Annotated in this window: 21 protein-coding genes, 1 tRNA gene and 2 pseudogenes; 13 read left to right on the top strand and 11 right to left on the bottom strand. The window is 70.9% G+C overall.

All coding sequences use genetic code 11. From position 1 onward, the window contains the following. Nucleotides 1-29 precede the first annotated feature (29 nt). Complete coding sequence (locus tag OOK38_RS15375) at nt 30-380, top strand: hypothetical protein (RefSeq protein WP_266760025.1); 351 nt, start codon at nt 30-32, stop codon at nt 378-380. Between the two features lie 73 nt (nt 381-453). Here the strand turns inward: OOK38_RS15375 and OOK38_RS15370 are convergent, their stop codons facing one another. Together OOK38_RS15370 and cdgB are read right to left on the bottom strand one after the other, a co-directional pair. Then, on the bottom strand, nt 454-1422 hold the full coding sequence (locus OOK38_RS15370) for a carbohydrate-binding protein (protein WP_266848501.1): 969 nt from the start codon (nt 1420-1422) through the stop codon (nt 454-456). A gap of 117 nt (nt 1423-1539) precedes the next feature. Continuing rightward, nucleotides 1540-3252, bottom strand: a complete 1713-nt coding sequence (gene cdgB / locus OOK38_RS15365) for a diguanylate cyclase CdgB (protein ID WP_266760027.1) — start codon at nt 3250-3252, stop codon at nt 1540-1542. 525 nt (nt 3253-3777) lie between these two features. Here cdgB and OOK38_RS15360 point away from each other — a divergent pair. Continuing rightward, nucleotides 3778-4287, top strand: a complete 510-nt coding sequence (locus OOK38_RS15360) for a flavin reductase family protein (RefSeq protein ID WP_266760028.1) — start codon at nt 3778-3780, stop codon at nt 4285-4287. Nucleotides 4288-4346: 59 nt separating this feature from the next. On the opposite strand, the gene OOK38_RS15355 is transcribed toward OOK38_RS15360, so the two are convergent. Together OOK38_RS15355 and arfB are read right to left on the bottom strand one after the other, a co-directional pair. Further along, complete coding sequence (locus OOK38_RS15355; protein WP_266760029.1) at nt 4347-5312, bottom strand: sigma-70 family RNA polymerase sigma factor; 966 nt, start codon at nt 5310-5312, stop codon at nt 4347-4349. 85 nt (nt 5313-5397) lie between these two features. Then, nucleotides 5398-5823, bottom strand: a complete 426-nt coding sequence (gene arfB / locus OOK38_RS15350; RefSeq protein WP_266760030.1) for an alternative ribosome rescue aminoacyl-tRNA hydrolase ArfB — start codon at nt 5821-5823, stop codon at nt 5398-5400. Nucleotides 5824-6016: 193 nt separating this feature from the next. On the opposite strand from arfB, the gene OOK38_RS15345 reads away from it, so the two are divergent. Then, nucleotides 6017-6592 carry a TerD family protein gene (locus tag OOK38_RS15345; RefSeq protein WP_121402233.1) on the top strand — a complete coding sequence of 192 codons (576 nt, stop codon included), beginning with the start codon at nt 6017-6019 and terminating at the stop codon, nt 6590-6592. 97 nt (nt 6593-6689) lie between these two features. Here OOK38_RS15345 and OOK38_RS15340 read toward each other — a convergent pair whose 3' ends face one another. After that, nucleotides 6690-8099 carry a M1 family metallopeptidase gene (locus OOK38_RS15340; RefSeq protein ID WP_266760031.1) on the bottom strand — a complete coding sequence of 470 codons (1410 nt, stop codon included), beginning with the start codon at nt 8097-8099 and terminating at the stop codon, nt 6690-6692. Nucleotides 8100-8356: 257 nt separating this feature from the next. Here OOK38_RS15340 and OOK38_RS15335 point away from each other — a divergent pair, with 257 nt between their 5' ends. Further along, nucleotides 8357-8857 (top strand): hypothetical protein, encoded by a 501-nt coding sequence (locus tag OOK38_RS15335; RefSeq protein ID WP_266760032.1) that lies wholly within the window; start codon nt 8357-8359, stop codon nt 8855-8857. A 299-nt stretch (nt 8858-9156) separates the two neighbouring features. Here OOK38_RS15335 and OOK38_RS15330 read toward each other — a convergent pair whose 3' ends face one another. Then, complete coding sequence (locus OOK38_RS15330) at nt 9157-9873, bottom strand: pentapeptide repeat-containing protein (protein ID WP_266760033.1); 717 nt, start codon at nt 9871-9873, stop codon at nt 9157-9159. A gap of 147 nt (nt 9874-10020) precedes the next feature. Here OOK38_RS15330 and OOK38_RS15325 point away from each other — a divergent pair. The 3 genes and pseudogenes from OOK38_RS15325 (at nt 10021) to OOK38_RS15315 (ending at nt 13899) form a co-directional block, all read left to right on the top strand. Beyond that, nucleotides 10021-11185: pseudogene (locus OOK38_RS15325) on the top strand (NAD(P)-binding protein). A gap of 150 nt (nt 11186-11335) precedes the next feature. After that, nucleotides 11336-12319 carry a zinc-binding dehydrogenase gene (locus tag OOK38_RS15320; RefSeq protein ID WP_266760035.1) on the top strand — a complete coding sequence of 328 codons (984 nt, stop codon included), beginning with the start codon at nt 11336-11338 and terminating at the stop codon, nt 12317-12319. Between the two features lie 80 nt (nt 12320-12399). Further along, nucleotides 12400-13899: an MFS transporter gene (locus tag OOK38_RS15315; protein WP_266760036.1), complete on the top strand. Its 1500-nt coding sequence runs from the start codon at nt 12400-12402 to the stop codon at nt 13897-13899. Between the two features lie 152 nt (nt 13900-14051). On the opposite strand, the gene OOK38_RS15310 is transcribed toward OOK38_RS15315, so the two are convergent. Continuing rightward, nucleotides 14052-15458, bottom strand: a complete 1407-nt coding sequence (locus tag OOK38_RS15310) for an FAD-binding oxidoreductase (protein WP_266760038.1) — start codon at nt 15456-15458, stop codon at nt 14052-14054. Nucleotides 15459-15468: 10 nt separating this feature from the next. Next, a complete protein-coding gene (locus OOK38_RS15305; RefSeq protein WP_266760040.1) occupies nt 15469-16122 on the bottom strand; it encodes a rhomboid-like protein in 654 nt (217 codons plus the stop codon). A 184-nt stretch (nt 16123-16306) separates the two neighbouring features. On the opposite strand from OOK38_RS15305, the gene OOK38_RS15300 reads away from it, so the two are divergent. Next, entirely contained in the window at nt 16307-16786 is a 480-nt protein-coding gene (locus OOK38_RS15300) for a GNAT family N-acetyltransferase (RefSeq protein ID WP_266760042.1), read from the top strand. Between the two features lie 31 nt (nt 16787-16817). Here the strand turns inward: OOK38_RS15300 and OOK38_RS15295 are convergent, their stop codons facing one another. Next, the gene (locus OOK38_RS15295; protein WP_266760044.1) at nt 16818-18806 is read right to left on the bottom strand and encodes a hypothetical protein; all 1989 of its coding nucleotides are present in this window, start codon (nt 18804-18806) and stop codon (nt 16818-16820) included. Between the two features lie 187 nt (nt 18807-18993). Here OOK38_RS15295 and OOK38_RS15290 point away from each other — a divergent pair, with 187 nt between their 5' ends. Then, nucleotides 18994-19197: a hypothetical protein gene (locus tag OOK38_RS15290; protein WP_266766038.1), complete on the top strand. Its 204-nt coding sequence runs from the start codon at nt 18994-18996 to the stop codon at nt 19195-19197. Between the two features lie 439 nt (nt 19198-19636). Continuing rightward, nucleotides 19637-19967 (top strand): annotated as a pseudogene (locus OOK38_RS15285) (bifunctional DNA primase/polymerase); the annotation flags it as partial. A gap of 145 nt (nt 19968-20112) precedes the next feature. On the opposite strand, the gene OOK38_RS15280 reads toward OOK38_RS15285, so the two are convergent. Then, nucleotides 20113-20186: transfer RNA gene (locus OOK38_RS15280), tRNA-Thr, on the bottom strand. Between the two features lie 237 nt (nt 20187-20423). Here OOK38_RS15280 and OOK38_RS15275 point away from each other — a divergent pair. From OOK38_RS15275 to OOK38_RS15265, 3 genes are all read left to right on the top strand, one after another. Beyond that, nucleotides 20424-21560, top strand: a complete 1137-nt coding sequence (locus tag OOK38_RS15275; protein WP_266760046.1) for an ABC transporter ATP-binding protein — start codon at nt 20424-20426, stop codon at nt 21558-21560. Between the two features lie 233 nt (nt 21561-21793). Continuing rightward, a complete protein-coding gene (locus OOK38_RS15270; protein ID WP_266760047.1) occupies nt 21794-22243 on the top strand; it encodes a hypothetical protein in 450 nt (149 codons plus the stop codon). Nucleotides 22244-22427: 184 nt separating this feature from the next. Continuing rightward, the gene (locus OOK38_RS15265; RefSeq protein ID WP_266760049.1) at nt 22428-23159 is read left to right on the top strand and encodes a nucleotidyltransferase family protein; all 732 of its coding nucleotides are present in this window, start codon (nt 22428-22430) and stop codon (nt 23157-23159) included. 130 nt (nt 23160-23289) lie between these two features. Here OOK38_RS15265 and OOK38_RS15260 read toward each other — a convergent pair whose 3' ends face one another. Beyond that, the gene (locus OOK38_RS15260; protein WP_266760050.1) at nt 23290-24939 is read right to left on the bottom strand and encodes a DoxX family protein; all 1650 of its coding nucleotides are present in this window, start codon (nt 24937-24939) and stop codon (nt 23290-23292) included. Nucleotides 24940-25041: the final 102 nt, after the last annotated feature.

The following is a 25041-nucleotide window of genomic DNA, read 5'->3' as shown; positions in this document are numbered from 1 at the left end:
GCACTGCCCTGGGAGCCCTGATTCTGACGGTGGCGACATCCAACGTCGCCCAGGCCAACCCCACGCAGGCGGAATGCGCGACCACTGGCGCGTACGGGTACGTCTACTCGGACTTCTACGGAGCCGACACCCGGCTCGACTTCTCGATGACCGTCTTCGACTCGTTGGCCGACGGGCACCACGTCAGGGCCCGGCTCATCACCAAGGACGTCAACGGCGTGCGGAAGAACTGGCCGTGGCACGCCAACTACGGCGGCAACAACACCAGCCTCGACCTGAACTCCTACGCCATCAACAGCTCGGGCATCTTCGACTGGGGTGTCCAGGTGGCCAGGTACGAGGGTGACACCCTCCTGAACTCGTGCACGAACTGGATCTGACCCGACAGGCCGAGGGGCGTCATGGCAGCCGCGCTGCCATGACGCCCCTCGGCGATCGCCTACCGGCTACGGACTACCTCCAGCCCGATTCCAACCAGAGCTGGTCGAAGTTCACGTCGCACTGGTTGCCGTCCCCGCAGGAGATCTCGATCGTGTTGGTGCCCTTGTTGAGGATGATGTCCCCCCAGGTGTTGGTCCAGCCCTTCGCGTAGTCGCCCTCCGCGGCCCTGGCGAAGTTCTCCAGGTTGAGGGGGCGGTCCTGGGCCTTCGCATTGACGGTGAGGGTGGCGTTGGCGTCCTTGCCGGGCACTCCGTAGTTGACGTACAGCGTGTACTTGCCGGCCTTCTTGATGCCGCTGACGTTCCAGGTGACCGACGCGCCGGCGTGATTGAACCCCGTGACGTAGACGCCGCCGTCCGCCTTGGCGCCCTTGACGTCCGAGGCCGTCGTCACGCCGGTGCCCAGCTTCAGGGCCTTCGCGTCGACCTTCGGGAGCTCCACGACGTCCTCGGAGCCCTTGGTCGGCTCCTGGCTCGGGGACGCGCTCTGGGAGGCCGTCGGGGTCGTGCTCGCCTGGTTGTCGCCCTTGTCGTCGTCCCCGCCGCCGCCCATCATCGCGATGCCGATGCCGATGACGACGGCCGCGACCACGGCGATCGCGCCGATGAGCAGGCCCTTGGTGTTGGGGCCGCGACCGCGACCACCGCCGTCACCGTGACCGGGCATCGGCGACCGCGTCGTCTGGGCGCCGCCGGGGACGGTCTCGGGGGCCGCGTAGTGCGCGTTCGGCTGGCCGGGGCCGGTCTGCTGCGGCACCTGGCCGTACGGGGCGGTGGGAGCCTGCTGGCCGTAGGCGCCCTGAGCCGCCTGCTGGCCGTACTTGCGCTCGCCGACCGCCCGCACCCGGTTGACCGAGCCCGGGTAGCCGTAGCCACCGCCTCCAGAGGGCGGCGTGGCTCCGTTGGCCTGACCGTCGGCGTACAGATAGCCGAACGGGTCGTCCTCCTCGGGCGTGCTCGCGCCGTTGTTGCCGGGCGTCATCCCTTGGTCTCCTCAGCGGGTGCGGTACAGATGCGGTACACGAATGAATGGCGAGCCTACCCGGTCCGGCTGGGCCGAACGGGGGGCCTTCACCGCATCAACCTAGTGACCTGCGCCTTATCCCGCACGCCTGTGCTGTTTGGGACGAGACCGTTTCTCGACGTACATCCGCTCGTCAGCGGATTTCAACACCTCGTCCGCCGTCATGCCGCAGTGGGCCCACCCGATGCCGAAACTCGCGCCCACGCGGACGGCTCGTCCATCGACCCTGATGGGCGGAATGATCGCGTTCCGCAGGCGTACGGCGAGGTCCTGGGCGTCCGCCCGGCCGAGACCGTCGGCGAGCACCACGAACTCGTCGCCGCCGAGCCGGGCCACCGTGTCGCCGTCCCGGACACCGTGGGTGAGGCGCCGGGCGACCTCGATGAGAACCTCGTCACCCGCGTTGTGCCCGAACCGGTCGTTGATCGACTTGAAGCCGTCGAGGTCGCAGAAGAGCACCGCGAGCCCCTTGGTGCCGTCGTCCGTCTCGCCCTCGGGCGCGATGGTGTGCACATGGTGGTCGAAGGCGTCGAACGCCTCGGAGCCGGAGTGGAAGTCGAAGCCGTGCCCGTTCCCGTCGTAGGCGGGGTGGCCGCCGCCGTCGTACTCGGCGCCCGGCAGCTCCGCGAAGTCCGCGTGCCCGTACGCCGCGTCCAGCGAGGCGACCGCGCCGGGCGGCAGGGACTGCGGGCGCTGGCAGAGACGGGCGCTGAGCCGCGAGCGCAGCTCGGCGGAGTTGGGCAGGCCGGTGAGGGCGTCGTGCGAGGCGCGGTGCGCGAGCTGGAGCTCACGGCGCTTGCGCTCCTCGATGTCCTCGACATGGGTGAGCAGGAAGCGGGGGCCGTCGGCGGCGTCCGCGACGACGGAGTTGCGCAGATGGACCCAGACGTAGGTGCCGTCGCGGCGCCCGAGCCGCAGCTCGGCCCGGCCGCCCTCGGCGGAGGTCCGCAGCAGGGTGCCGATGTCCTCGGGGTGCACGAGATCGGAGAAGGAGTAGCGGCGCATCGCCGACGCGGGCCGGCCGAGGAGCCGGCACAGGGCGTCGTTGGTGCGCAGGATGCGGCCGTGCTGGTCGCCGCCCATCTCGGCGATCGCCATGCCGGAGGGGGCGTACTCGAAGGCCTGCCGGAACGACTCCTCGCTGGCGCGCAGGGCCTGCTGCTCACGCTCCAGGCGGACCAGTGCACGCTGCATATTCGCGCGTAGACGCGCGTTGCTGATCGCGATGGCGGCCTGGAAGGCGTACATCTGGAGCGCCTCGCGGCCCCAGGCTCCCGGCTTGCGGCCGTTGCGCGGCCGGTCCACCGACAGCACGCCGATCAGCTCGCCGTGGCCGCTGCCGCCGCCGGAGACGCTCGGGGTGTACATCGGCGCGAAGAGGCGGTCGGAGGGGTGCCACTCGTCCTCGAAGCGGGGCGCGGGACCGTCGGTGTACCACTGCGGCACGTCGTCCTCGTCGAGGACCCAGCCCTCGGTGTGCGGTATGAACCGGAGGTCGCCCCAGGCCTCGCCCATGGTCAGCCGGCGGTCCCAGGAGGTGCGGGAGCCGACCCGGCCGGTGATGAGGGCCTCGGCGGCGGAGTTGCCGGCGAAGGCGGCGACGACGAGGTCGCCGTCGGGGCGTACGAGGTTCACGCACGCCAGCTCGTAGCCGAGCCCGGTGACCACACCGTCGGCGACGGTCTGCAGCGTGTCGGCCAGGCTGCGGGCCGTGTTCATGTCCGCCATCACCTGATGCAGCTGCCGCAGGGTCGCAAGACGGACGTAGGGCTCCGACTCGGTCTCCATTCGCCCTCCCCTCGAGACCTCGCAGCAACTCCAGGGTTCTCTCGGCGTACTAGGTGCTCTTCCGTTCCGTGCCGGCTGCTCGGCGCTCCCCCTGAACCGCCTCACGCCGTACTGCTGGGTAGCTTCCTGTGCAACGCCCCCGCCACTGAATCACAGCGCGCTGCCCACTCGGTACACAGGGTCAACAAAATATGGCCCCTGTGACTCAAGTCACAGCGGAAGATGAGCAATTGAGTGGAGTTTCTGCATTTCACCGTGCGTTTACTGAACGCATTATGGGGCGACTGTGCAGAACCTGTGCGCCCTTGTGCCCGCCGAATGCGTACGGATGAGAGTACGGCCGTCCCGCCCCCCGCCTCCGTCCACCCCGTCCTTCGCCTTCCCGCCGCCTTCTCTCCGCCCCCGGACCTAGGTCCCGGCTAGGGCCGAGGTCCGATGTGCCGCCCCGGGAGCGGGGACTAGCGTTTCGGCGTGCTCACGACTCCCGCCGCCGTTCCCCTCACCCCGTCCGTGCATGCTGAGGGGGTGAGCAACGACGAGTTCCGCGCCGCCATGTCCCGGCTGACCGCGGGTGTGGTCCTGGTGACCGCGCACGAGCCCGCGCTGGCCCCGGGCGGACCGGCGGGCGAGGACGTCGGCATGACCGCGACGGCCTTCATGTCCGTCTCCCTGGACCCGCCGCTGGTCCTGGTCAGCCTGCGCGAGGGCTCCCGGATGGACGACCTGCTCGACGAACAGCCCCTGTGGGGCGTCTCCGTGCTCTCGGAGAGCCAGCGCCACATCGCGGGCCGCTTCTCCATGAAGGGCCGCATCAGCGACCGGCTCCTCTTCGAGGACATCCCGTACGTCCGCGGCGAGGCGACCGGAACGCTCCTGATGGGCGGTGCCCTGGCGACCCTGGAGTGCCGGACCGAGCAGCGGATCCCCGCGGGCGACCACACCCTCGTCATCGGCCGCGTCCTGACGGCCCACGTGCCGAGCGCGGACGGCGGCCCGCTGGCGTACTTCAAGGGCCGCTACCGGCAGCTGGGCTGACCCCGCCCCGCCCGATCCGCCTGGCCCGCGCGACCCGCCCGGCAGCCGAACCGACCGGCTCAGTGGTCCAGGACGGTGACGTCGAGGCCCGCCAGCCGCTCCGGGTCGTTGACGATGTCGATCACGGCGATCCTGCCGTGTACGACTGTGAAGGCGAGAACCCCGGCCGGGCGTCCCTCGGCGACCACCACGACACCCGCGACGCCGTTGACGAGGGCGGGCCGCGCGATGCGGGCCAGGCGCGCGAAGCTGCTCGCGCCGGACGCCACGGCGATCGCGCCGGCCGTCACGCCGCTCTCCGAGCGGGCCACGACATCCGGGTCCAGGACGGCGACGAGCGCCTCGAAGTCGCCTTCGCGGGCCGCCGCGAGAAACGCCTCGACGACCTCCCGCTGCAGGCCCGGATCGGCGTCCGACACCGGCGCGCCGCCCTGTACCCGGCGGCGGGCCCGGCTGGCCAGCTGACGGGACGCCGCGGGCGTACGGCCCAGGACGGCCGCGATCTCGTCGAACGGCACGGCGAACAGGTCGTGGAGTACGAAGGAGAGCCGCTCGGCGGGTGTCAGCGTCTCCAGGACGACGAGCAGGGCGAGACCGACCGAGTCGGCGAGCAGCGCCTCCTGCTCCGGGTCGACACCGCCGGCCGAACTGACCACCGGCTCGGGCATCCGCACCCCCTGCCGCTCCGCCGACGGCTCCAGCGGCTCCTCGCCGCGGGTCCTGCGCGAACGCAACATGTCCAGGCAGACCCGCCCCACCACGGTCGTCAGCCAGCCCCCGAGATTGTCGACCCGGCTCGAGTCGGCGCGGCTCAGCTTCAACCACGCCTCCTGCACGGCGTCGTCGGCCTCGGTGAGCGAGCCGAGCATGCGGTAGGCGACCGCCCGCAGATGACCGCGGTGGCTCTCGAACCGCGCGGCGAGGAAGTCGGTGCCGTCCTGCGCGTGCGCTCCCCCGGCGTCGGGCGTAGTCCGCGCGTCCTCCGGGACGTCTTCCGGGAGGCCCTCGTGGGCGCTGTCGCTCATCGTTGGTCACCACTCCTCGTCGCGGGCCGTCATGAGGGTGACGGATCGCGGGCCGAGGATGTGACAGCCCGGCCCGGAGCGGGGTCTACCAGTCGCGTCCGGTACGGCCGCGCTTGGTGTCGGAGCGCTGCTTCTTCTCGCGCAGGCGGCGTTCGTTGATGCCCCGGGGGATGCGGGTGGCACGGCGCGGCTTGGGCGGCGGCGCGGTGGCCTCGGCGAGCAGGGAGGCCAGCCGTACGGCCGCCGTCTCGCGGTTGCGCCACTGGGAGCGGTGCTCGGAGGACCGGACGCTGATGACCCCGTCGACGAGCCGGCCCTCCAGCTTCGCGAGGGCGCGGTCCTTCCACACGGGCGGCAGCGCCTCGGTGTTCGCGAGATCGAACCGGAGCTCGACCTGCGTGTCGCTGGTGTTGACGTGCTGCCCGCCCGGCCCGCCCGAGCGCGAGAAGCGCCACATGAGCTCGGCCTCGGGCAGGGAGACGGAGCCGCGGATGACATAGGGACCGGACATGTGTTCATGGTCCCGTGTCCGTCCGGTCCGCGTCACCCGGTTTTCGGCGTCCCTCCGGGTGAAGATGCGCCTCCAGGTAAAGAAAGTAAAGACAGGCGGAACCTCGGGGACCCCCCTCGGCGTTCATAGGGGTGACGGTAGCTTCGTCCCCAGTACGAAGCCCGTACGTCAACGAGGGAAGGGACTCCCAACAATGGCTGTAAGCCTGTCCAAGGGTGGCAACGTCTCGCTCACCAAGGAGGCTCCGGGCCTGACCGCCGTCACGGTGGGCCTCGGCTGGGACGTCCGCACCACCACCGGCACCGACTTCGACCTGGACGCTTCGGCCATCGCGGTCAACCCCCAGGGCAAGGTCTACTCGGACGGCCACTTCGTCTTCTTCAACAACAAGCAGACGCCGGACCAGACGATCGTCCACACCGGCGACAACCGGACCGGTGAGGGCGCCGGCGACGACGAGGCGATCAACGTCAACCTGGCGGGCCTCCCCGCCGACGTCGAGAAGATCGTCTTCCCGGTCTCCATCTACGACGCGGAGAACCGCTCGCAGAACTTCGGCCAGGTCCGCAACGCCTACATCCGCATCGTGAACCAGGCCGGCGGCGCCGAGATCGCCCGCTACGACCTCTCCGAGGACGCCGCCACCGAGACCGCCATGGTCTTCGGCGAGCTCTACCGCAACGGCGCGGAGTGGAAGTTCCGCGCGGTCGGCCAGGGCTACGCCTCGGGCCTCGTGGGCATCGCGCAGGACTTCGGCGTCAGCGTCTGATCCTGAGCACACGCACCATCGAGAGGAGCCCCCGGACTTCGGCCGGGGGCTCCTCTCGTGCGGCCCGGAAGACATACCGCGCCCGGAGCCCGGCGGCTCACGGGTGGTCCGGCTTGCCCTCCCCGTACAGCCAGTCCTTCCAGATCCCGCTGAAGTCCTTGTCCGGCGCGGCCTTCTCGACGTAGGCGGTGAAGTCGGCCGTGTCCGCGCTCGCGTGGCGGTGGGTGGCGGCCCAGCCCTGGACGATGTCGTAGAAGGTGTCGTCGCCCACCAGTTCACGGATCTTGTGCAGGACCATCGCGCCCCGGTAGTAGACCGGCGGGTCGGAGATCTGCGCGGCCCCGGGCGGCTCGGCGGGCGGGTAGGCCCAGATCTCGCTGTTGTCGGCCGGTTCGCGATAGTCGCCCTGGTAGAGGGAGTTGAAGATCTCGTCGGCCGTGTCGCCGTCGTGGTCCTCCTGCCACAGCCACTCCGCGTAGGTGGCGAACCCCTCGTTGAGCCACATGTCCCGCCAGGACTTCGGGGTGACCGAGTCGCCGAACCACTGGTGGGCCAGTTCGTGGACCAGGGTCGCGGTGTCGGGGGCACCGGGGAAAACGGGGCGCGTCTGGGTCTCCAGGGCGTAACCCGCGTCCTCGCCGCGGTCCACGATCGCCCCGGTGGAGGAGAACGGATAGGGGCCGAAGTTGCCCTCCGCCCAGTCCATGATCCCGGGAATCCCCCCGAGCACCTTCTTGCTCGCCTCCGCCTGGGTCGGGTCCACCGCCACGTACACCGGCAGCCCGTTCTTCGTCGTGGAGCGGGTGATGTCGTACCGGCCGATCGCGAGCGTCGCCACATAGCTCGCCATCGGTTCGGCCGTGTGCCAGGAGTACGTCGTACGGCCCTTCGCGGTCGTCTCGCTCTTCAACTCGCCGTTGGAGACGGCCTGGAGGTCCTCCGGGACGGTGATCCTGACGTCGTACGCCGCCTTGTCCGAGGGGTGGTGGTTGCCGGGGAACCAGGTCATCGACCCCGTGGGCTCCCCGAGCGCGAGGGCGCCGTCGGCCGTGCGCAGCCAGCCCTCTTCGGAGGTGTCGGGGTCGGTGATCGTCTTGGGGGTTCCGGAGTAGCGGACCGTCACACGGAACGTCTCCCCCTTGTCGAGGTCGTCGTGCGGGCGCACGGTCAGCTCCTGACCCGCCCGGCTCCAGCCGGCGTCGCGGCCCTGGACGGTGACGTCGGAGACCTTCAGCCCCAGCAGGTCCAGATGGAAGGCGCTGAGGTCCTGCAGGGCCCGCGCGGTGATCTCGGCCGTCCCCTTCAGCCGCTTGCCCCGCGGCTCGTAGGCCAGGGTCAGTCCGTAGTGCGTGACGTCGTACCCGCCGTTGCCCATCCTCGGGAATACCGGGTCGCCGACACCGGACGCGCCGGGCTTCCCGTGCACGTCGTCCCCGCCGCAGGCGCTGACGCCGAGGACGAGCGAGAGGGCCAGGGCAAAGGGGACGGTGACGGAAGATCGGGGCACATCCGCGATCCTAGGCGGCCGCACGCCCCGGCCGCGGGGCGAGCGGGCACCCACCGGCCGGAGGCCCCCGACCCGACCGGAAGCCGCCGCCGCCCCTGTGCCGCCGAGCCGGCGAACCCCCCGGCCCCGCACCTCGCGCACCCGCGAGACGGCCCCGGGCCCCCTCGGCCCCGCGGCGCGGGGGCCCCGCACCCCTGGCCGGCGACAGGAAACCGCCGAGCGGGAAGCGGTACCCCCGGCGTGACACCATCACCTACGTGCTCGACATCGGCTACGCCCTCTCCAACCGCTTCCCGGACCCCCCGCAGACCGACTACCGCCGCGCGGACGTCCACGCGCTGCGGCACGACCTGTTCTGCGGTGACGTCTACCTCGCCGACACCAAGGCGGACCGGGAGGTGTCCACAGGCTGGGGATGGGTGCCGGTACTCGACTTCGCGTGGGCGCTGTGCGACATCGTGGAGCAGCTCGACCGCGACCCGCTCGGCAGCCGGGCCTCCCGCCCCCAGCAAGCGGAGCTGGACTTCACCGAGTCGACCGACCGCATGCTCTTCGAGCGCCGCTTCGGCTGGGTGGACATCGAGGCCGACTGGATGCCGGGCGACGAGAAGCCGCTGACGTTCTCCCACACCGAGCTCCGCCGCGAGGCCCGCGACTTCCTGCACGACCTGCTCGCGGACCTCACCGACCTGCACGACGACCTCGCCGAGAACCCGGCGATCTGGACCCTCCAGGCCCGCTTCCCGCGCATCTCCTAGACCCCGTCCGGCAAACGCCGGACCCGGCCTCCCATCACGCCACGGTCCTGTCGGCCGCACACCCCGGAGACCTCCTTCGCTCCCTTGCTGAACGGCACGGGCAGGCGATGGCGGCCGCCCCGGAGACCCCCTCCGCGTCCCGCAGACTCCCTCCACGTCGCGGAGACCTCCTCCACGTCCCGGAGACTCCCTCCGCGTCGCGGGGCCCGCCCCGCGCTCCGGCGGCCTTCACCGGTGGGCCCCGGGCCCACGGCTCGGGGCCCCCGTGCTCCCAGCGCCGCCCCGTCCGGGCGGGAGCTTCAGTCCCCCTCCGGGCCGCCGTCCACCCGCACCCCCAGCGCCGCCGCCATCACCGGTGCCAGATCCAGGAGCTGGGCCGTGCTGATGACCGCGCCCGCGAGCCGGTCCACGCCCCGCGCGATGTCCAGCTCCGCCGCCGCGCGCAGGTCCACGTCCGTGAGGGTGGCCCCGGTGAGGTCCGCCCCCTTCAGGACGCAGTCCACGAACTCCACCCGCTCCAGGCGGGCGCCCCCGAAGTCCGGTTCGACCAGGACGCAGCCCTCGAAGACGACGTCCTTGAGCCGCGCCTTGCGCAGATTCAGATAGTCGATCTTCCCGCCGCGCACGAGCACCCGCTCCAGGACGGAGCCGTGCAGCTGCACGCCGCCGAGGCGGGCGTCGACGACCTCGACATCGCGCAGCGTCGACTCGGCCAGATCGGTGCCCACACCCCGTATGCCCGTCAGGACCGAGTCCAGCACACGCGCGCGGTGCAGGCGCGTCTCGTCCAGCGCGCAGCCCGTCAGCGCGCAGTCCATGAAGCGGGCTCCCCCGCCGTCCTGCCCGGCGAAGCCCTGGTCCCGGAACTCCAGCCCGTCGTAATCACCGTCCGGCTCCAACTCCGCGCCGGCGTACGGCTCCAGCGCGGGCAGCCGCACCTCCGGCCGCCGTGCCGCCTTCGGCCCCAGCGCTTTCGCAGCCGTCCCACCCTGCCCGCCCGCCACTCTCCTCGCCATGCCCCCATCCTGCCCGCCCCCACTGACAACCGCCCCTGGCCTGCGAGAACTCCCCGCATGTCACATTCCGGCGCCCCAACCAGTCGTACTCACAGGAAGGCCCGCAGTCAGACCCCGTCGGACCCCGAGCAGAGGAGACCTCCAGCCATGTACCGCATCACCGTCGTCGGCGGCGGCTTCGCCGGACTCACCGCCGCGATCACCGCCGCCGAAGCGGGGGCCGAGGTCACCGTGTACGAAGCGCACCACACCCTCGGCGGGCGCGCCCGGACCGCCGAGGGCCCGTACCGGACGAACGAGGGACCGCACGCCCTCTACAGCGCCGGCCCGCACTGGACCTGGCTCAAACAGCGCGACCTGATCGGGGCGCTCGCCCCGATCCCGCCCCTGGAGGCCGCGCGGCTGCGGCTGCGCCACAAGGGCGTGCTGCGCCGCACCCCGCCCTTCGCGATGCTCAAGCTGCTCCGGCGCTCCTGCCAACAGGCTCCCGCTGACGTCGACTTCATGACCTGGGCGACCGGACAGGCCGGAGCGGAGGGCGCGCGGGCCGCCGCCCACTACTCCGCCGTCGCCCTCTTCCATCACGATCCCGGGTCGCTGTCCGCGGCGTTCGTGCAGGAGCGGCTGCGCCGGGCCATGAAACTGCCGCCGGAGGCGCACTGTCCCCGGGGCGGCTGGGCGAACGTCATCGACCGGATGGCGGCGCGGGCCTGGAACCTCGGCGTACGGATGGAGACGCTGGCCCGGGTGGACACGCTCCCGCTGGACCGGGGCCCGGTCGTCGTCGCCACCTCGCTCGACTCCGCCCGCCGCCTGCTCAAGGACGCGTCGCTGACCTGGACGAGCGGCCGTACCGCCCTCGTCGACCTGGCTGCGGAGCCGGCGCGGCGACGCGTTCGCCGTCTCCGACCTGGACGCGCCGGGCTGGATCGAGCGGTTCACCGCGCGGGACCGCACCCTCGCTCCGGCCGGGGAGCAGTTGCTCCAGGGGCAGATCCCGATCGCGCCGGGAGAGTCCGGGGCCGATGGCGTCGCGCGCGCCGAGCGTCTGCTCGACCTCGCTTTCGAGGGCTGGCGCGAGCGGGTCACCTGGCGGCGCGAGAGCGTCGCGAACGGCCGTACGGGCGCGGTCGATCTGCCCGGCACCAGCTGGCGGGACCGCCCCCGCATCGACCGCGGCGACGGCGTCTACCTCGTGGGCGACCAGGTCGCCGCTCCCGGGGTGCTCTCGGAGGTCTCCTTCAACAGCGCGATGGAGGCCGTGGCCCTGGCCCTGCGGATCCGGGAGCGCCTTGACCTCAAGCGAGCTTGAGGTTGAAGAGTGGGCATTCCACCGACCTCACGAGGTGTTCCCGCGGACCTCCCGCGTCTCGCGGTCCCGCAGACTTCGCAGGCTTCGCGGTCGCGCGAGCCTCACAGACCCGCGGTCCTCGCGGACCTCGTAGATTTTGAGGAGCCCCCGATGTACGCGATCCGCCTGCACGCCTTCGGTCCCGCCGAGAACCTCGTCCACGAGCGGACCGAGGACCCCGAGCCGGGCCCCGGCCAGGTCCGTATCGCCGTGGCCGCCGCCGGCGTCCATCTCCTGGACGCCGCCCTGCGCGAGGGAATGCGGGGCGGCCCGGCCCCCGCGCCCGCCGCCCTGCCGACCGTCCCCGGCCGCGAGGTCGCCGGAACCGTCGACTCCCTCGGCGAGGGCGTCGCCGAACTCTGGCTCGGCAGGCGTGTCGTCGCCCACCTCGGTTTCGCCCCCGGAGGCTACGCCGAGCTGGCCGTCACGGATGTCGAGCGCCTCCACGACATCCCCGAGAACCTCGACTTCGCGCAGGCCGTCGCGATGATCGGAACAGGACGTACGGCCATGGGGATCGTGCAGTTCGCCGAGTTCGGCCCCTCCTCCGTGGTCGTCGTGCCCGCGGCCGCGGGGGGCATCGGCACACTCCTCGTGCAGTACGCGCACCACGCGGGAGCGACGGTGGTCGGCCTCGCGGGCGGCCCGGAGAAGGTGGCGCGGGCCCGCGCGAACGGCGCCGATCCGGCCGTCGACTACACCGACCCCGGCTGGCCGGAGAAGGTCCGCGCGCACCTCGGCGGCCGGGCGGCGACCGTCGTGCTCGACGGCGTCGGCGGCGATGTCGCCCGGGACGCCGTCGCCCTGCTCGGACCCGGTGGCCGGCACATCGTCTTCGGCTGGTCGGGCGAGGGCATCCGCGACGGCTCCCCGTACCTCGTGGACGGGGTGTCCGAGCAGGTGCTCGGCCCCGTGATGATGCGGAAGGCGGGCGGCCCCGACCCCGTACGGACCCTGGAACTTCGGGCCCTGGCCGAGGCCGCGGCCGGGCGCCTCACCCCGGCCGTCACCCGCTTCCCGCTGGCCGAGGCGGCCGCCGCGCACCGGGCCCTGGAGAACAGGGCCACGATCGGAAAGGTGGTGCTGGAACCATGACCACGAACCCGAGGAACGCGTCCCGCGACGCCGTCCCACCCGAAGATGCGACTCATCCCGTTTCATGGTCTTCTGAGCGAATGAGTGTCACCCGGACAGGTGAACAAGAGGCGCCCGTGGGTCCCGACCCTCACCGCTGGTGGGCGCTGGTGATCATCGCGCTGGCCCAGCTGATGGTCGTGCTGGACGCGACCATCGTGAACATCGCACTCCCGTCCGCGCAGCACGATCTCGGCATATCCGACGGCAACCGGCAGTGGGTCATCACCGCCTACACGCTGGCCTTCGGCGGGCTGCTGCTGCTCGGCGGCCGGATCGCCGACCTCGTCGGCCGCAAACGCACGTTCGTCATCGGGCTGATCGGCTTCGCCGTCGCGTCCGGGATCGGCGGCGCGGCCACCACGTCCGGCATGCTCTTCGCCGCCCGCGCCCTCCAGGGCGCCTTCGCCGCCCTGCTCGCCCCCTCCGCGCTGTCCCTGCTGACCACGACCTTCATCGACCCGAAGGAACGCGGGAAGGCCTTCGGCATCTACGGGGCGCTGGCGGGCTCGGGGGCGGCGATCGGCTTCATCGTCGGCGGCCTGCTGACGGAGTATCTGAACTGGCGCTGGTGCCTGTACGTCAACATCCCCATCGCGGTCATCGCGGTGATCGGCGCGTTCGGGCTGCTGCGCGACCGGCCCGGCCACAAGAACGTCCGGCTCGACGTGCCCGGCGCGGTGCTGGGCTGCGGCGGGCTGGTGGCGATCGTCTACGGGTTCAGCGAGGCGGAGTCGCGCGGCTGGACGGACCCGCTGGTGCTGGGCCTCGTCGCGGGCGGAGTCGCGCTGCTGGTCGCGTTCGTGTGGTGGCAGAACAGGGCGCCGAGCCCGCTGCTGCCGCTGCACATCGTCAAGGAGCGCAACCGCGCAGGCTGCTTCCTGACGATGGGTCTGGCGGTCATCGGCATGTTCGGCGTCTTCCTGTTCATGACCTACTACCTCCAGGTCATCCTCGGGTACTCACCGGTGAAGACCGGTCTCGCGTTCCTGCCGCTCACCGTCGCGATCATCATCGGTTCGACGCAGATCTCGGCACGGCTGCTGCCCCGTGTGGCGCCGCGCATGCTGATGGTCCCGGGCATGATCCTCGCGGCCGGCGGCATGCTGTTCTTCACCCAGCTCACCGTCGAATCCGACTACGCCGGCGAGCTGCTGCCGGGGCTGCTCCTGCTGGGCCTCGGCATGGGCCTGACGTTCATGCCGGTCTTCGCCACGGCCACCGCCGGAGTCGCCCCGCAGGACGCGGGCGTGACCTCCGCGACGGTCAACACCTCGCAGCAGGTGGGCGGCTCCATCGGCACGGCCCTGCTGAACACCATCGCCACCACCACCAGCGCGACCTACATCGCCGCCCATCTCCGCAACCCCGCGCAGAAGGCACAGGTCGTCAGCGAGGGCGTCGTCCACGGCTACACCGTGGCCATCTGGTGGGCCACCGGCATCATGCTGCTGGCGGGCCTGGTCGCCGGCCTCATGGTCACGGCCAAGGCCCCGCGGCACACACCTTCGAAGGCGACCGTCCCGGAATCCGCCGTCTGACGGCACCGGCCGGTTCCACCAGGGGGCCCCCTCGGCCGCCGGGAACCATGCTCCCGGCCGCCGAGCCCGTCCCCTCACCTCCGAGCCCGTCCCCTCGCCCGCAGAGCCCGTCCCCTCACCGCCGAGCCCGTTCTCCCGGCCGCCGGGCCCGGTCAGTGCCGTCCGGCCAGCCGGTCCGCGAGCTGCGCCAGCCGCGACGACTCCGCGCTGTGAGTGGTCAGTTCGCGGCGGTCGGCCGTGCGGTAGGTCGCGTACATGCCGTGGACGCCGATCCAGCGGAACGGCTCCGGTTCCCACTTGCGGACCTTGTGGTCGACCCAGGGCAGGGCGGTCAGGTCCGTCGCGCCCGCCTGGCCGGAGTCCCACTGCACGAGGTCGCGCAGCGTGCGGGCGGCGAGGTTGGTGGTGGCGACGCCCGAGCCGACGTAGCCGCCGGCCCAGCCGAGGCCCGTCGAGCGGTCCAGGGTGACGGTGGCACACCAGTCGCGCGGGACGCCGAGGACGCCCGACCAGGCGTGGGAGACCCGGACGCCGGTCAGCGAGGGGAAGAAGCGGACGAGGATCTCGTACAGGGCGTCGACGGTCGCCTGCTGGGTGCGGCCGTCGTTGTCGGTGCGCGAGCCGAAGCGGTACGGGACACCCCGGCCGCCGAGCGCGATGCGGTCGTCGGCGGTGCGCTGCGCGTACATGTACGCGTGCGCCATGTCGCCGAGCGTCTCGCGGCCCTCCCAGCCGATCTCCGCCCACTGCTCGGCGGTCAGCGGCTCCGTCGCGATCATGGAGGAGTTCATGGGCAGCCAGGTCCGCCGCTGGCCCTTGAGGTTCGCGGTGAAGCCCTCGGTGCAGCGCAGGATGTAGGGGGCGCGGACGGTGCCGTACGGCGTCACCGCGTGCTTCGGGCGGATCTCGGTCACCGGCGTCTGCTCGTGGATGGTGACGCCGAGCGCCTCGACGGCCGCGGCGAGGCCCTTGACCAGCTTCACCGGGTGCAGCCGGGCCCCGTGCGGGGTCCAGGTCGAGCCCACCGCGTCGGCGACCCGGATCCGCCCGGCGGTCTCCTTCGCGCCGTACAGCTCGCGGTCCTTCTCGCCGTACGACAGCTCGTGCGCGTGGAAGGCCTTGAGCCGGGCCAGCTGGGCGGGCGTGTACGCCACTTCGAGGACGCCGCCCTGGTGGATGTCGGCCTCGATGCCCTCCTCGGCGGCCACCCGGACGACCTCGTCCACGGTGTCGTTCATGGCCTGCTGAAGGCGTACGGCAGCCTCCTGGCCGTGCAGCTTCGCGTACCGGTCGCGGCCCGCGATGCCGTTGTAGAGCCAGCCTCCGTTGCGCCCCGAGGCGCCGTAGCCGCAGAACTTCTGCTCCAGGACGGTGACGCGCAGGAAGGGGGCCGCCTTCTTCAGGTAGTACGCGGTCCACAGTCCCGTGTAGCCGCCGCCGACCACCACGACATCGGCGGTGGCGTCGCCGGGCAGGGGCTCCCGGGGGGCGGGGAGGCCGTCGTCCGCGTACCAGAAGGAGATGCCGCCGTTCACGACGTTGCTCGTCGAACTGCTCATGAGCGGGACGTTAACCCCGATGAGCGGTCACTGTCTCCTTCGGATTCCATGCTTTTCCCCGCCCTCTGACCAGCGGATAGCAGGCGAGACCGATCAGAACGGAGGTGAAATGCCCGAGATCGGTGAAGGTGCGCGCGGTCGCGAACGGAACCCCGTACACCGCCAGCACGACCACCAGATACGGGTACCGCCAGGGCGTCGCGATCCGGTACGTGAGCACGCCGATCACCCCCGCCAGGGCGTAGCTCACCCCGATGTCGAGGGTGTCGACCGCGGAGTGCGGGGCCATGCCGTGCCGGATCGCCCAGAGCAGCGCACCCTCGCTGATCAGCGTCGACAGCACATGCGCGGCCACGCACACCACGAGCCAGCGCGCGGTTCCCAGCCAGCGTTCGGCCGGCGCCTGGAAGACGGTGTAGAGGACGGCGTACGGCAGCCAGTGCCCGCCGTCGATCCACATCGCGCTGGCGAACAGCACCCGCACCGGGTTGTTCGACAGCTCATGGATGTTCGTCGAACGCTGCCGCAGGAAGTCCTCTTCGAAATCCGGAGACATGTGGTGCATGGCCACGGTGGTGATGAACAGAATCGTCAGCCAGACGTACGTGCCCGGGGCGCCGCGCACGTACATCCACACCCTGTGGAAGCCCCGGTCAAAACGCATGACCCGATTCACCCATGCCGGCAGTGTCCCTGACGCGATCGACATTCCGGACGGTCCGGCCGCGGCAGGAGAGGTCCGGTGGAGCGGCGGGCCGGGACTTCGTCGCGAGGTTGCCGAAGCGGGCGTTCCGGACCACCTGGAGATCGGACGGCGGCTGCGGGACCGCCGGAGCTAGTCTCGCCGCATGATCCGTACCGCGACCCCCGACGACATCCCCGTCATCCATGCCCTGGTCCGTGAACTCGCGGAGTACGAGAAGGTCTTGGAGGAGGCGAGGGCGACACCGGAGCAGCTGCGCGAGGCACTGTTCGGGGAGAACCCGGCCGCGTACGCGCACATGGCGGAGGACGACACCACGGGCGAGCCGGTCGGCTTCTCGCTGTGGTTCCTGAACTTCTCGACCTGGCGCGGCGTCCACGGCATCTACCTGGAGGACCTGTACGTACGCCCCACGGCGCGCGGCGCGGGCCACGGCAAGGCGCTGCTCACGGAACTCGCGCGGATCTGCCGGGAACGCGGCTACCAGCGTCTGGAGTGGTCCGTCCTGAACTGGAACCGGCCCTCGATCGACTTCTACGAGTCGCTGGGCGCGCGCCCGCAGGACGAGTGGACGATGTACCGGCTGACGGACGAGCCACTGGAAGCCCTGGGGAACCAGGCCTGAGCCCCTGACCCGGAAGCCCCACGCCGCTGCCCTACGGCAGGCCGCCTACAGGGGCGGTCATCGCGGTCGCCTCGGCCTCGGTCTCCGGGGTCACGGGGCTGTCGGGTGTGCGGAAGCGGTAGAGCAGGACGAGGGCCACGGCGGGGATGACGAGGTAGAGGAGCAGGACGATGAGGGCCTGGGTGGTTCCGTGGCCGTCGAAGTAGATCGTGTTGCGGAGCAGGATGTAGGCGTTGCGGGGTGGCAGGTAGGGGCCGATGGCTCGCCAGAAGGCCGGCAGGTAGGGGACTCCGTTCGCTCCGCCGGAGGACGGATTGCCGAAGAGCATGACCACGACGACGGTCACGAGGGTTCCGGCGGCGCCGAGGAGTTTTTGCAGGACGGCGGCGACGAGGGCGACGGCCGCGATGACCAGGGCGAGGATCGGCCAGACGATCCAGAACTTGGGCGCGGGGTAGCCCTTGAGCCAGGTACAGACGACGACGTTGACCAGCAGGGCGGCGAGGACGGCGAACCCGGCGAGTGCGGGCAGGCGCCAGCGTCCGACCGAGGTTCCGGTCGTTGCTCGGAGCATCGTGGCGCCCATGTAGCCGCCGACGAGTAGCGGGACCAGCATCAGCGACGAGACCAGGCCGAAGGGGTCCTTCTTCGCCAGGGGATGGGGTGCGTACTGCTCGACGTGGAGCGGCTGCCGGAGCTTCTTCGCGGCTTCCTCGAAGTTACCGGCCAGGTCGAGGGGGGCGACGTCGCTGAGGGTGGGGACGACGAGGAGCGTGGTCGATGTCGGTCCGGGGATGAGCGCGCCGTAGATCTTGGCCTGGTCGATCGCGTCCTTCACGGCGGTTTCGTCGGGGTACTGGGTGACCTTGAGGGAGAGGTTCCTCTGGGCCGCGTTCAGGATCGGGGACGCGCCGGTGGAGCCGATCGGGAGGTCGGTCGCGACGGGCTCGTGCCCGGAGCTCATGTAGTTCGCGGTGAACAGGCACTGCATCACGGCGACGACGGCCAGAGCGGCCAGGGCCGCCACGACGGGGCGCCCGGAGGACGGCTCGGGCGTGGAGCCCGCTCGGTGGGAAGGAGCTGCCCCACCGACCTTCTTGACCGGTCGCCAGCGGCCCAGGTAGCCGATGATGACGCCTCCGGCCAGTGTGTACAGGCCGAGGACGATGAGCGGCGTGGTGATGTTGTTGCCGTCGAAGTAGATGACGTTGCGCAGCAGGGTGACGGCTTGCTGGGGCGGGAAGATGGCGCCGATGTGCTGCCAGTAGACGGGGAGGAGGAAGAGCCCGATCCCGCCGGCGGCGGAGCCACCCACGATGATGAACAGGGTCGCCACCAGGAGAGTGCCCAGCGGTCCGACCAGGCGTTGGAAGGCCGCGGCGGCGAGGGTGACGGAGGCGGTGATCAGGATGAAGCACGGCAGGAGCGGCCAGAAGTGGCTGTTCGCGTACGCGCCGATGCCGGGCCCGGCGATCAGGTCGGTCAGCAGAGCTCCAGCCGCTGAGTAGCCGACGAGCATCGCCACATGCCACGGAGCGGCGGCCGTCCTGGTCGCCTTGAGCACCAGGACGGCGGCCAGATATCCGCCGATGAGCAAGGGGATCAGGAGCAACCCGACGACACCGCCGAGTCGGTCGCTCTTCGGGAGCGGCTTGACGGTCTTCACCGTCATGGGCTTGCCGAGCTTCTTGGACGCGTCACCGAAAGCGGCTTCCAGCTCCACACGGCCGAAGAAGCTCTTGGTCGGGACCACGATCAGGGTGTCGCTCCTGGGGCCCGGCAGGTAGGCGCCATAGAGCTTGCTCTGGCCGATCGCATCGAGCACCGCGGACTCGTCCGCATAGTTGATCGTCTGCAGCGACACCTTCGATCGCACCGCGTTCACGACCGGGGACGAGCCGGTCACACCGATCGGGGCGTTGCGCAGCACCAGCAGTTGCAGCGAACTGACCAGACAGAGCGCGAAGAGGCTTTGCAGGACCAGCACGATCCCGAGCGCAACCAAGATCTTCTTCATCATGGGAACGCCACCCGTCCCATGCCGAGCACGCAGACCAAAGTGCCCACAGGCCGACTGGGCTCGCGTCGAAGCGGCAGCCCAGGCCTACGGTCGACGCCTCCAGCCACGACCTGACTGCCACGTATCGCGCTCATATCGGCACGCTACGTTCACCACTCGGGGTGGGCACGCCGAGCAAGGCAGAGGGATGAGAAGGCAGGCCGGTCCAACCTCAGCCCGTCGTCCTCACGGCACGACAGACGCTGCGGTACGTGGACGGGCGCTCTCGGCCGCACTCACCGCGCAACTGATCACCCTCGCCGCCGTCATCTTCGGCGGCTGGATCGCCGTCCAGATCTTCTCCGCTTCCGGCTCCAAGACCGGGACCACGGTCAACATCCGCAAAGCCTGATCAAGCGCAACCACTTCCACGGCTGAGCTACGGACCCAACGGCGGTGGGGGTGGCGGAGGCGGTGGCACCTTCGCCGGGACCGCCGACCTCTCGTCGTCCTCTCGCCTGCCGTGGCCTCGCCTTTCGGACCACACGGTGTACGCGGGCAAGGCCACTGTCATCCCTATGGCCACCGGCAGAGCAGAGCCCCACGGCCTGCCGAACACAACGTGGGACGCCAGCACATACAGCCCGTACAGCGGTGCCCACACACAGAGCCCCGCCAAATAACGCGACCACGGGCGACTCCTCCAACCGCGATCCGTCCCGCCCTTGCGCGGTTGCCTTCCGGTCATGTCCACCGACTCCCCCGAAGCGTCAAAGGGGGGCCCATCTCGCCAAAGACCCGGGCCGCCCCTTCCAACCAGCCCGCTACAGACCTGTTGGAGGTCTCCCAGAATGACGCAACCGACCGACATTCGGCGAGGGTCCTTACTCGCCGCAGCTCTGACGGCCGCTGAACGCGGCTGGCACGTCTTCCCCCTGCGCCCCGGCATTCAAGCTCCCAGCTCTGCACGGGGAGCGGACGTACACCGGCACGGGCCCGTGCGAGAACGGGCACCGGAAGTGGGAGCAACGCGCCACGACCGACCCCGACCGCATCCGTGCCACCTGGTCGCATGGACTGACCGTTCAACTCGGCATCGCCACCGGCCCCTCCGGGCTCCTGGTCGTCGACCTCGACACCCCAGAGCACAAGGGCGGTTCGGACGCGCCTGACAGCGCGGCAACCGGCGTCACTCCCGGTGCATCGGCGACGGCTGCACCCAGAGCGTGCGGGCCTTCCCCTCGCACTGCGCGGTCGCGGTCGCCGGACTCGGTCCACTGAACGCAAAAGCCCAGCTCAGACACCGTCTGAGCTGGGCTTGCAAGGGAGCCCCCTGTCGGATTCGAACCGACGACCTACGCATTACAAGTGCGTTGCTCTGGCCATCTGAGCTAAGGAGGCCTGCCGCGCGCGCGGCGTACGTGCCCGTGCAGTGTACCCACGTCGCGGCGGGCCCCTGTCGAAAGTTTCCGCGAACTTCACCGGTCTCGGGGTACTGACAGAACGCATGAACGCCAGGTAGCGTCCTGAGTCGGTTCACTCATGTGGACTACACCACTATGGGCGTTTCCATAGTGGATCACCACCTTTACAACGGATCGTCCGGCACGTTCCTGCCGGTGAAGGGGGCCCATCACCATGGCCACTGTCTCGTTCAACAAGGCGACCCGCATCTACCCGGGTGGCGACAAGCCCGCCGTCGACCAGCTCGAGCTCGACGTCGCGGACGGCGAGTTCCTCGTCCTCGTCGGTCCCTCCGGCTGCGGAAAGTCCACCTCCCTGCGCATGCTCGCGGGTCTCGAGGACGTCAACGGCGGCTCGATCCACATCGGCGACCGCGACGTCACGCACCTGCCGCCCAAGGACCGGGACATCGCCATGGTGTTCCAGAACTACGCGCTGTACCCGCACATGACGGTCGCCGACAACATGGGCTTCGCGCTCAAGATCGCCGGCGTCAACAAGACCGAGATCCGCCAGAAGGTCGAGGACGCGGCGAAGATCCTCGACCTCACCGAGTACCTCGGCCGCAAGCCGAAGGCCCTCTCCGGCGGTCAGCGCCAGCGTGTCGCCATGGGCCGCGCCATCGTGCGTGAGCCCCAGGTCTTCCTCATGGACGAGCCGCTGTCGAACCTCGACGCCAAGCTCCGCGTCTCCACCCGTACGCAGATCGCCTCGCTCCAGCGCCGCCTCGGCATCACCACGGTGTACGTCACCCACGACCAGGTCGAGGCCATGACCATGGGCGACCGCGTGGCCGTGCTCAAGGACGGTCTGCTCCAGCAGGTCGACTCGCCGCGCAACATGTACGACCGCCCGGCCAACCTCTTCGTCGCCGGCTTCATCGGCTCCCCGGCCATGAACCTGGTCGAGGTCCCGATCACCGACGGCGGCGTGAAGTTCGGCAACAGCGTCGTCCCGGTCAGCCGCGAGGCCCTCTCGGCCGCCGCCGACAAGGGCGACCGCACGGTCACCGTCGGCGTCCGCCCCGAGCACTTCGACGTCGTCGAGCACAACGGCGAGGCTGCCAAGTCGCTCACCAAGGACACCGAGGACGCACCGGCCGGCCTGGCCGTCTCCGTGAACGTCGTCGAGGAGCTCGGCGCCGACGGTTACGTCTACGGCTCCGCCAAGGTCGACGACGACCTCAAGGACCTCGTCGTCCGCGTCAGCGGCCGCGCCGTCCCGGACAAGGGCGCCACGCTGCACGTCGTGCCGCGCCCGGGCGAGATCCACGTGTTCTCCACCTCGACGGGCGAGCGCCTGTCCGACTGACGTCAGCGTCATCCGGGCCGAACGCACACCCCGTAGGGGTGGAATTCACCCAAGTTGACGAAGAGGGCCCCGCAGCCTGCTGCGGGGCCCTCTTCGTTGTCGACAAATACCCCGGCAGACCGGGCATTTCGATATCTGTACGTCAACGCACTACCCAGAAAACACCGCTTCCCCGTCCCCCGAACCGGTGACTAAATGTCGCCAAATCATTACCCCGCGCTACCCTCACTCGCGTGAAGCACTCCACCACTAACCAACGGACCCGGCGTGGCCGTGGCCCCGCCCGCCGGATCGGCCGCACCCTCGCCCTCGTTCTGCCTGTCGTCCTGGTGCTCTCCGGGACTCTCGCGGTCACCCGAGTCAACTGGTCGGGGAACCCCTCGAGCTCGGTGCTCACCGCGTCCTCCGAAGACGTCTCGACACGAGCCGTCTCCCGTGCCCCGCAGGACCTCCTGCGCGACAAGCTGCTCCTGGAGCTCCAGGAGAAGAACCCGGGCGTCGCCCTCACCCACCTCCAGCAAGCGGTGAACGGCCGCCCGTCGCTGGCGAAGCACTGCGTGTCCATCGCCCGTGCCCTCGGCCGCGCCGCGGTCCGCGCGTACGGCCCGACCCGCGCGCAGTCCTTCGCCCGCCCCGTCTGCGACACATCGTTCGCCTCGGGGGTCGCGGCCACCCACTTCTGAGGCCACTGCCCCCTTCCCGGGACACGCTCCCCTCGGAGGCCACAGCTCCCTCCGAGGGGCACACCTTTCCGCGGCCGTCCCCCACGGCGGCACGAATCACCCGATTGCGGGCCGCCCGGCAACAGCTGATTAAGGAACGGTTGCCACAGGAAGCCGCGGGCGGGGCGCCACGTACAGTTCGGGCATGACCGATCCGAACGCCGCGTCGCGCCCCGTTCAAGCCGTTGTCCTGGCCGGCGGCCAGGGTTCCCGGCTGCGTCCCTACACCGACGACCGGCCGAAGCCGATGGTCGAGATCCCCGGCACCGGGACACCGATCATCGGCCACCAGCTGACCTGGCTCGCCGAGGAGGGCGTCACCGACGTCGTCGTCTCCTGCGGGCACCTCGCCGAGGTCCTGCAGAAGTGGCTGGACTCGGCCGACCTCCCGGTCAATGTCACGACGGTCGTCGAGTCGGAGCCCCTCGGACGCGGCGGCGGCCTCAAGTACGCCGCGGCGCACCTCCCGCACCCCGACAGGCCCTGGTACGCGACGAACGGCGACATCTGGACCCGTTTCTCGCTGCGCGACATGGCGGACTTCCACGCCGAGCGCGACGCGGTCGCGACGCTCGCGCTCGCCCGCCCCCGCATCCCCTGGGGCGCCGTGCAGACGGACGGCTTCGGTCACATCACGGACTTCATCGAGGCCCCGCCCTCCACGTTCGAGATCAACGCGGGCGTCTACGTCTTCTCCCCCGAGTTCACCGAGATGCTCCCCGAGCGCGGCGACCACGAGCGCACGACCTTCCCCCGCCTGGCCCGCGAACGGCAGCTGGCGGGCTTCCCGATCCCGCATGGCGCCTACTGGCGCGCCATCGACACCGCCAAGGACCTCACGGAGGCGGCGAAGGAACTCGCGGCCCTGGGCCGCTAGGGACGCTCTCCCGGCCGCACGCCCTCCCGGCCCTACGAGACCGCCCTACGGGACAGCCCACGCACGACGGCAGGGCCCCGCACGCCTTCGTGCGGGGCCCTGCCGTCGTCGTGCGGGGTCGCGTGGCCCGTCAGCCCAGCAGGCCGCCCACCAGGCCCGGCTGGCCGCCGGTGGACGAGCTCCCGCCGGTGGAGGTGCCGCCCGTGGAACCGGCGCCGCCCGTGCCTCCGGTGCCGCCGGCCGACGTGCCGCCGCTGCTGGTGGGGCCCGCGCTGGTGCTCGGGGCCTGGTCGACCGGCGAGGACTGCTGGGGCGGGGCCTGGCCGCTGCCCTGGGTCTGGCTGGGCTGCCCGCCGCCGACCTGGCCGGTCTCCTGGGTCACTCCCGGCGTGGTGGCCGCCTGCGACGGGGTCGCGGAAGCGCTCCGGGTGGGCGTCTGAGAGGCCGAAGGGGTGGCCTTCTGGTGCCGCTTGCCGGGCGTCTCGGGGAGCGGGGAGCCGGGCAGTTCGTTGCGCGGGGCCTCTCCGGGGCCGGGGACGACGACCCGGCCGGAGTCGCGGACGGCGCCGCCGAGGACCGAACCGACGAGCAGGGTGAGTCCGACGACGATGGCCGTGGCCAGCGCGCCGCGGCGCAGCACCCGCGCGCGCAGGTCCCAGATGTCGGCGCGCGGTCCGAGCCTGCGCCAGGCCTCACTGGCCAGCCGCCCGTCGGCGGAGTAGACCGGGGCGCCCGCGATGATCAGCGGGGACCAGGCGGCGAGGTAGATGATGTCGGGCGCGTCGTACGCGGGCACCGTCTTCCAGCTGACCGTGACGAGGAGCGCCGCCGACAGCATCGCGCCGACGACGGCGGCCACCCGCTGCCACAGCCCGAGAACGGTCAGGACGCCGACGATGACCTGGAAGAAGGCGATGACGAGGCCGGAGCCGACGGGGTGCTGGAGCGCGAACTGCCGCAGCGGCTCGGCGACTTCCCACGGGTGCAGCGTGTTGAGCCACTTCACCATGGAGCCGCGCTTGCCGCCGTCGAAGTAGACGGGGTCGCAGAGCTTGCCCATGCCGGCGTAGATGGAGATGAAGCCGAGGAAGACGCGCAGCGGGAGCAGCACGACACCGAGGTTCATCCGGCGGCCCGGGTGGTACGCGTGCCGGACCGGATCGGAACTCCGCCTGACGGGGGCGTCGTCCTCCGGCTCGTCGAGGTCGTCGTCCTCGAAGTCGGCGTCCGTGTAGGCCGGTTCGTCGTAGGCGCTGCCAACGCTGCGCATCTGCGGCAGCAGTCGCTGCTCTTCGGCGACGGGGTTGCGCTGGCTGCCGACGAGGGGCGTCTCGACCGTGTCGACGGTCAGATCGCCCGCGTAGCCGGGCTGTTCGCCGATGCGCGGGATGACCTGGGTCGAGCCGGCGTCGGCCGTCGGCCCGGCGGGGCCGTGGGCCACACCCGCGCTCCGTACGGCCTGGAGCAGGCGGTGGGCGCCGGTGTCGTCCGGCGCGGACTTCCCGCTCCAGACGACGGGGGCGCGGCGGCGGGCCCCGCCCGCTCTGCCCGGCGCACCCGCGACGGGAATCCGCGAGGGGTCGCCGGAGCTCAAGTGCCGTGCGATGCGCGGGGACTGGCCACGCGACGCGCCCCCCAGCTGAACGCGGAAGCTCGCATGATTGACGATGACCTGCGCCGGATCGCTCGGCACCTTCACCATGCTCAGCGCGGGAGCGTCGTCGAATCCCGACGAGCGGTCCCCCGTGGGTGTGCGGGGTGTTCTGGTGTCCACACTCATCTAACCGAGTGACGTGTGGTTAGGACACTGCTTTGACCGCGCCGAACTGTCCGGACCGCGTCAAGATCGTTCAGAACTTCCCGATTACCCCACGGGGGTGAT

The sequence above is a fragment of the Streptomyces sp. NBC_00568 genome (genome assembly GCF_026341855.1).
Taxonomy (GTDB): Bacteria; Actinomycetota; Actinomycetes; order Streptomycetales; family Streptomycetaceae; genus Streptomyces.
Note: the sequence above shows the minus strand (reverse complement) of the source record. Positions and strands in the feature narration are given on the sequence as shown.

Coding starts and splice junctions, on each gene's coding strand:
- OOK38_RS15370 (WP_266848501.1), bottom strand. CDS start 1,422: ATGACGCCCGGCAACAACGGCGCGAGCACGCCCGAGGAGGACGACCCG.
- cdgB (WP_266760027.1), bottom strand. CDS start 3,252: ATGGAGACCGAGTCGGAGCCCTACGTCCGTCTTGCGACCCTGCGGCAG.
- OOK38_RS15355 (WP_266760029.1), bottom strand. CDS start 5,312: ATGAGCGACAGCGCCCACGAGGGCCTCCCGGAAGACGTCCCGGAGGAC.
- arfB (WP_266760030.1), bottom strand. CDS start 5,823: ATGTCCGGTCCCTATGTCATCCGCGGCTCCGTCTCCCTGCCCGAGGCC.
- OOK38_RS15345 (WP_121402233.1), top strand. CDS start 6,017: ATGGCTGTAAGCCTGTCCAAGGGTGGCAACGTCTCGCTCACCAAGGAG.
- OOK38_RS15330 (WP_266760033.1), bottom strand. CDS start 9,873: ATGGCGAGGAGAGTGGCGGGCGGGCAGGGTGGGACGGCTGCGAAAGCG.
- OOK38_RS15320 (WP_266760035.1), top strand. CDS start 11,336: ATGTACGCGATCCGCCTGCACGCCTTCGGTCCCGCCGAGAACCTCGTC.
- OOK38_RS15315 (WP_266760036.1), top strand. CDS start 12,400: ATGAGTGTCACCCGGACAGGTGAACAAGAGGCGCCCGTGGGTCCCGAC.
- OOK38_RS15310 (WP_266760038.1), bottom strand. CDS start 15,458: ATGAGCAGTTCGACGAGCAACGTCGTGAACGGCGGCATCTCCTTCTGG.
- OOK38_RS15305 (WP_266760040.1), bottom strand. CDS start 16,122: ATGCGTTTTGACCGGGGCTTCCACAGGGTGTGGATGTACGTGCGCGGC.
- OOK38_RS15300 (WP_266760042.1), top strand. CDS start 16,307: ATGATCCGTACCGCGACCCCCGACGACATCCCCGTCATCCATGCCCTG.
- OOK38_RS15295 (WP_266760044.1), bottom strand. CDS start 18,806: ATGATGAAGAAGATCTTGGTTGCGCTCGGGATCGTGCTGGTCCTGCAA.
- OOK38_RS15290 (WP_266766038.1), top strand. CDS start 18,994: ATGAGAAGGCAGGCCGGTCCAACCTCAGCCCGTCGTCCTCACGGCACG.
- OOK38_RS15275 (WP_266760046.1), top strand. CDS start 20,424: ATGGCCACTGTCTCGTTCAACAAGGCGACCCGCATCTACCCGGGTGGC.
- OOK38_RS15265 (WP_266760049.1), top strand. CDS start 22,428: ATGACCGATCCGAACGCCGCGTCGCGCCCCGTTCAAGCCGTTGTCCTG.
- OOK38_RS15260 (WP_266760050.1), bottom strand. CDS start 24,939: ATGAGTGTGGACACCAGAACACCCCGCACACCCACGGGGGACCGCTCG.